This is a genomic window from Gemmatimonadales bacterium (assembly GCA_036265815.1).
GTDB lineage: Bacteria > Gemmatimonadota > Gemmatimonadetes > Gemmatimonadales > GWC2-71-9 > CAVVWJ01.
In genome coordinates, this window is sequence record DATAOI010000003.1 from 1 (window position 1) to 6,078 (window position 6,078).

General features: G+C 69.6%; 8 protein-coding genes. All 8 read left to right on the top strand.

Annotated features, from left to right (window positions below):
* Positions 1 to 378 (top strand): redoxin domain-containing protein (locus VHR41_00525; GenBank protein HEX3232647.1); only part of this gene is annotated, 378 nt, incomplete at its 5' end.
* Positions 375 to 749 (top strand): hypothetical protein, encoded by a 375-nt coding sequence (locus VHR41_00530; protein HEX3232648.1) that lies wholly within the window; start codon positions 375 to 377, stop codon positions 747 to 749. The genes VHR41_00525 and VHR41_00530, both read left to right, overlap by 4 nt.
* Before the next feature lie 43 nt (positions 750 to 792).
* Positions 793 to 1,446: a uracil phosphoribosyltransferase gene (upp, locus tag VHR41_00535; GenBank protein ID HEX3232649.1), complete on the top strand. Its 654-nt coding sequence runs from the start codon at positions 793 to 795 to the stop codon at positions 1,444 to 1,446.
* Positions 1,447 to 1,473: 27 nt separating this feature from the next.
* Positions 1,474 to 2,865, top strand: a complete 1,392-nt coding sequence (locus VHR41_00540; protein HEX3232650.1) for an MBL fold metallo-hydrolase — start codon at positions 1,474 to 1,476, stop codon at positions 2,863 to 2,865.
* Positions 2,866 to 2,879: 14 nt separating this feature from the next.
* Positions 2,880 to 3,479, top strand: a complete 600-nt coding sequence (locus tag VHR41_00545; GenBank protein ID HEX3232651.1) for a YdcF family protein — start codon at positions 2,880 to 2,882, stop codon at positions 3,477 to 3,479.
* A gap of 4 nt (positions 3,480 to 3,483) precedes the next feature.
* Positions 3,484 to 4,026: an NUDIX hydrolase gene (locus VHR41_00550; GenBank protein HEX3232652.1), complete on the top strand. Its 543-nt coding sequence runs from the start codon at positions 3,484 to 3,486 to the stop codon at positions 4,024 to 4,026.
* A 60-nt stretch (positions 4,027 to 4,086) separates the two neighbouring features.
* Positions 4,087 to 5,142, top strand: a complete 1,056-nt coding sequence (holA, locus tag VHR41_00555; GenBank protein ID HEX3232653.1) for a DNA polymerase III subunit delta — start codon at positions 4,087 to 4,089, stop codon at positions 5,140 to 5,142.
* The gene (locus tag VHR41_00560; protein ID HEX3232654.1) at positions 5,139 to 6,044 is read left to right on the top strand and encodes an SPOR domain-containing protein; all 906 of its coding nucleotides are present in this window, start codon (positions 5,139 to 5,141) and stop codon (positions 6,042 to 6,044) included. Before holA ends, VHR41_00560 begins: the two co-directional genes overlap by 4 nt.
* Positions 6,045 to 6,078 lie beyond the last annotated feature (34 nt).

Here is a 6,078-nt window from a genome sequence, read left to right on the forward strand (position 1 = left end):
GTGGTGCTGCTCAACTTCTGGGTCTTCACCTGCTACAACTGCACCAACACCGTCCCCTCCCTGGTGGACTTCGATCGGCGGTACCGCGATCGAGGCCTGACCATCATCGGCATCCATACGCCGGAGTTTCCGCCCTACGCCGGTGAGCACGACAAGGGCAACGTGGAGCGCGCGCTCCGTCAGTATCACATCGACTACCCCGTCGCCCAGGACAACGACACTAGAACCTGGGACCTCTACGGCATCCGCTACTGGCCCAGCTTCGTGCTGGTCGACAAGAAGGGCACCATCCGGTACGAGGGCTACGGAGAGTTCCACCTGAACGACGGAAGCTACCAGACGTGGGACGCGCGGATCCGCGAGCTGCTGGCCGAGTGACTGCCCTCGGCTGGTACCGCGCGGCGGCCGCGGCAGTGCTCCTCTTCTCCGGAGCCTGCCGCGGCCCATCCTCCGCGGCGCCAACGCTCCGCCTGGAGACCACGTCTCTCGGCGCCGACACTCGCCTGACCCTCGTCACCCCGCCGGATCTCAAAGTGAGCGCCCGCCTCAAGCCCGCGCTCGAGCTGCCGGACGGCACCGTGCTCCGCTTCGACGCCCCGCTGCTCACCGCCGACTCGGCCTATTTCGCCGTCCCGCCCACCGCCCGGCTTCCCGGCCGCCATCTGCACGTCCGCGGCACCCTCCGCGCCAGCGTCTGTGGGGTAACCGAGCTGGTCTGCCACTCGGTCTCGCTCCGGCTCGAGTCCTAGCGCTCTCCTTCTCCCCTCCCCCGTACCCCCGCATATTGGACGGATGCCGACGTCCAATTTCCCCAATCTCACCGTCCTCGATCACCCGCTCATCCAGCACAAGCTCTCGCTGCTCCGCGACCGGCACACCAGCACCCGCGACTTCAAGCAGCTGGTGAACGAGATCGCGATGCTGATGGCCTACGAGGTCACCAAGGACCTCCCGACCGAGCCGGTGGAGGTCGAGACGCCGATGGAGCGGATGACCGGCCGGCAGGTCGCCGGCAAGAAGCTCACCCTGGTACCCATCCTCCGCGCCGGCCTCGGCATGGTCGAGGGGATCGCCCAGCTCATCCCGTCGGCCCGGGTGGGGCATATCGGGCTCTACCGGGACCACGACACGCTCAAGCCGATCGACTACTACTTCAAGATCCCGGCGGCGGAGATCGAGCGCGACTTCTTCGTGCTCGACCCGATGCTGGCCACCGGCGGCTCCGCCGTGGCCGCGGTGGCGGCACTCAAGGAGGCGGGGGCCCGCCGCATCCGTTTCCTCTGCCTGGTGGCCGCGCCCGAGGGAGTGGGCCGAATGCTCGAGATTCATTCCGAGGTCCCGGTCTTCGCCGCCGCGCTCGACCGCCAGCTCAACCCGCACGGCTACATTCTGCCCGGCCTGGGCGACGCCGGCGACCGGCTCTTCGGCACCCGCACCCTTGCCTAGCTCACTTCGACGTCGAGGGGATCGCCCGTGACCGGCATCCGTCTGACCTTCTGGGGCGCCGCGGGGCAGGTCACCGGCTCGATGCATCTGCTGGAGGCCGCCGGGGGCCGGTTCGTGCTCGACGCGGGCCTCTTCCAGGGCCGCCGGGCCCAGAGCCATGCGCTCAACGCGACCCTGCCCTTCGATCCGCGGCGGCTCGACGGGGTGGTGCTGAGTCACGCCCACATCGACCACAGCGGCCGGCTGCCGCTGCTGGTTCGCCACGGCTTCCACGGCCCGATCTACGCCACGCCCGCCACCCGCGATCTCTCCGCGGTGATGCTGCCCGACGCCGCCCACATCCAGGAGAAGGATCACGAGTTCCTCCAGCGGCGGGGACAGGCGGGGCCCGAGAGCGAGCCGCTCTACAGCACCGCGGACGCGATCGCCGTGCAGGACCTGATGGTGGGCGTCCCCTATCGCCGGATCACCCATCTCAGGAAGCACCTGGCGCTGGAATTCGTGGAGGCAGGCCACATTCTCGGCTCCGCCTCGCTCGATCTCCGGATCACCGAAGGCGGCAACCACCGGCTGGTGTTCTCCGGCGACATCGGCCGGACCGGGCTCCCCATCATTCGCGACCCCGAGGCCCCCTCCGGTCCGATCGATACCCTGATCATCGAGTCGACCTACGCCGACCGCGACCACGGGACCGTGCGCGGCGCGGAAGAGCGACTGGGCGAGGCGATCCGGCGCACCGCGGCGCGCGGCGGAAAGGTGCTGATCCCCGCGTTTGCCCTCGGGCGGACCCAGGAGATCGTGTACAGTCTGCACCAGCTCCATCGCGCCGGACGGATCCCCGACCTGCCGATCTACATCGACAGCCCGCTCGCGGTCGACACCACGACGGTCTTCCGCATGCACCCCGAGATCTTCGACCAGCGCGAGCGGCTGGTGACGGAGGCGGTGCATCTGTTCGATTTCCCCATGGTCCGCTACGTCCGGGACGTGAAGGAATCGATGGCGCTGAACACCCTGCAGGGACCGGCGGTGATCATCGCCGCGTCGGGCATGGCGGAATCGGGCCGCATCCTCCATCACCTGGCGAACCACATCGGCGACCACCGGAACCTCATTCTCCTGGTGGGCTTCCAGGCGGAGCACACGCTGGGCCGGCGGCTTCAGAACGGGGAGGAGACCGTGCGTATCCTGGGCCAGCAGCACGAGCGCCGGGCCGAGATCGAGACCATCGCCGGCTACTCCGCCCATGCCGACCGCAACGAGCTCCGCGCCTGGATCCGGCGTCTGGGCGGCCCGATCCGGCGCGCCTTCGCGGTACATGGCGAGCCTCAGGCGCTCGGCGCTATGGCCACCATCCTGCGTGAAGAAGGCGTGCGCGAGGTCCACCTGCCGAAGCACGGCGAAGCGTTTGACCTCTAGCGGAGCCGGAACCCGTGCGAGCCGCCGTCCGTCACCTGCGCCAGGCGCTGGGATTGCTGCTGCTGGCCGGCGCGATCGTATACACCGTCGCGCTGGTGATGGTGCTGGTGGTGAGCCAGCAGGACGAGCGGCAGCCGGTGGACGCGATCGTGGTGCTCGGGGCAGCCCAGTACAACGGCCGGCCCTCGCCCGTGCTGCGGGCCCGGCTGGATCATGCGCTGCGGCTCTATCGCGACGGACTCGCGCCAGTGGTGGTGGTGACCGGGGGCATCGGCCCGCGCGACACCACCAGCGAAGCGCTGGTGGGCCAGCGCTATCTCGCCACCCACGGGGTTCCGATAGCGTCGGTGGTGGTCCAACCCGAGGGCCGGACCACCATGGCCTCGATGACCGCCGTGGCCCAGTGGCTACGCCGCCGCGGCCTGCGCCGGGTGCTGCTGGTGAGCGATCCGTTCCACATGTTCCGGCTCCGGCTGGAGGCCCGCCGCACCGCGCTCGAGGCCTACACCTCCCCCACCGAGAGCAGCCCCATCTCCGAGAACCCCGTGCTGGAGCTCCGCTACCTCTTCGCCGAGGGATTCAAGATCCCGATCGCATGGGTGCGGAGCTGGTGAACCCATGACTCTCGTCTCCACCGAGCGACTCTACAGCGGCCGCATCGTGAACCTCGACCGCGACACCGTGCGCTTCCCCGACGGGTCCACCGGCGAGCTCGAGATGCTGCGTCATTCGGGCGCCGCTGCGGTGGTCCCGTTCCTGGACGATCCGCGAGAGGAGGACCCTCGCGTCCTCCTGCTGCGCCAGTTCCGCCACGCGGCCGACGGCTACATCTGGGAGGTGCCGGCCGGCCGGCTCGATCCCGGCGAGACGCCGGAGGCGTGCGCCTACCGCGAGCTGCAGGAGGAGACCGGCATGCGGGCCAAGCGCCTGGACCGGCTCACCACCATCTACACCACGCCTGGATTCACCGACGAGCAGATCCATCTCTTTCTCGCTCGCGACCTGGTGGAGGGCGACCTCCGCCGCGAGACGGATGAGTTCATGGAGCTGCACGTCCGCCGCTGGTCGGAGCTGATCGAAATGATCCGGCAGGGCGAGATTCGCGATGGAAAGACCTTGTCGGCGCTGCTGTTCGTCCACGGCTTCGTGCGCTGCGCCTGAGCTCAGCGCCTGAGCGGCGCGCCCTACCTCCACCGCGGGTAGGGCGGGTAAACTTCGAGGATGCCCGCCTATACGCTGGACGCGCTGCTGCGCTCCCTCGCCAAGGGGGAGCTGGCGCCGGTTTACTACCTCCACGGCCCCGAGGACGTGCTCAAGGACGAGGCGGTCCGGGCCGTGGTCGATCGCGCGCTGGACCCCGGCGTTCGCGACTTCAACTTCGACCAGCGCTCGGCCGGACAGCTCGACCCCGAAGCGATCTTCACCCTCTGCACCACGCTGCCCATGATGGCGGAGCGCCGGGTGGTGGTGCTGCGCGAGGTCGAGGGTTGGAAGCGGAGGCCCAAGACCCGCCTGGCCTTCCTCAAGTATCTCGAGCGGCCGGCGGTCGAGACCGTGGTGCTCCTGGTCCAGAGCTCGGCCGAGGAGGACCCGGACAAGGATCTGGTGCGCGGGGCCTACGCGGTGGCCTGCGAGCCGCTGCCGCCCGAGCGGGCCCGCAAATGGCTGCTCCGGCGCGCCTCGGCGCTGGAGGTCACGCTGGAGGCCGCGGCGGCCGATCACCTGCTCGAGGCGGTCGGTGGAGACCTGGGCGCGGTGGCCGCGGAGCTGCAGAAGTTCGCCGCGCTGCCCGCCGGAGCGCCGCTCACCGCCGAACAGGTTGGCGCGCTGGTGGGCGTGCGCCACGGCGAGACGATCTACGACTGGCGCGACGCCGTGTTCGATGGCCACGCCGGCCGAGCGGTGGCACTCCTGCCTTCCATTCTCGATCAGCCCGGCGTCTCGGGCGTCAAGCTGACCACGCTGATGGGCAGCACGCTGGTGGGGGTGGGCATCGCCCGCAGCCACTATGACCGCGGCCTGCGTGGCGCGGGACTCCAGGACCTCCTGTTCAAAACCCTGCTCCGGCTCCGCATCTTCGGTCTCCCGGACTACAAGAAGGAGAGCGCGCGCTGGGCCCGCTGGGCGGCCACCTGGCCAGCGGCCCGCATTCGGGCCGGCCTCTCTGCCGCGCGCGACACGGACCAGGGGATCAAGAGCACCACCATCTCCGACGAATGCGGTCTCCTCACCGACCTGGTGCTGCGAGTGACGGTCCCGTTCCTGGAGGCCGCATGAGAGCTCTCGCCACGGTGCCCGCGTGGGTCGCCGCGCTCCTGCTACTGGCCGCTCCGGCCCGTGCCCAGACCGAGCCCCGGCTGGCCGAGGCGGTACGGCTGGCCCAGGAGGGGCAGAGCGATTCGGCCCGGATCCAGGTACAGCGACTGCTGGACGCCACCTCGCCCGGCGACTCCCTCTATCCCCAGATCCTCTACACCCAGGCGATGGTAGCCGACAACGCAGGCGACATGCGGCGGCAGCTCCAGCGGGTCGCGGTCGAATACAACGGTTCCAGCTGGGCCGACGACGCCCTGCTCCGCCTGGTGCAGATGGATTACGCCACCCGCAACTTCGAGGGTGCCGCCCGCAATCTCGAGCGCCTGCGGCTCGACTACGCCTCGACCCCGCTGCTGCCACAGGCGGCGTACTGGGCGGCACGGACCTACTTCGACATGAAGAATCCGAGCCTCGCCTGCCGCTGGCTGGCCGACGGGATGGCGCAGTCGCGCGATGATATCGAGCTGCAGAATCAGCTCAGCTACATGTACCAGCGTTGCGACCTGCGGGGCGACTCGAGCACGCAGGCGGCCGGGGATAGCACCAAATCGGACAGCGCGAAGGCCGACACCAGCAAGGCCCACGCCCCGGTTGCGTCGCGCGACAGCAGCCGGCATCCCGCACCGCGCGCACCCGCACACGCCGCGTTTCAGGTTCAGGTGGCCGCCATCGGTACGGCGGCCGGCGCTGAGGATGCCGCCCGAAAGACGCGCGCGCTCGGATTCAGCACGGTGACCGTGAAAGACAAGGGACTTTATAAGGTGCGGGCCGGCGGCTTCGCCACCCGCGCGGAGGCGCAGGCAGCCGCTGCCCGGATCAAGGCCCGGCTCGGAGGCAGTCCGTTCGTCGTCGCGGGGTCCTGAGCGGATCGCCAGGACAGAGATGTTCCCCACCGGA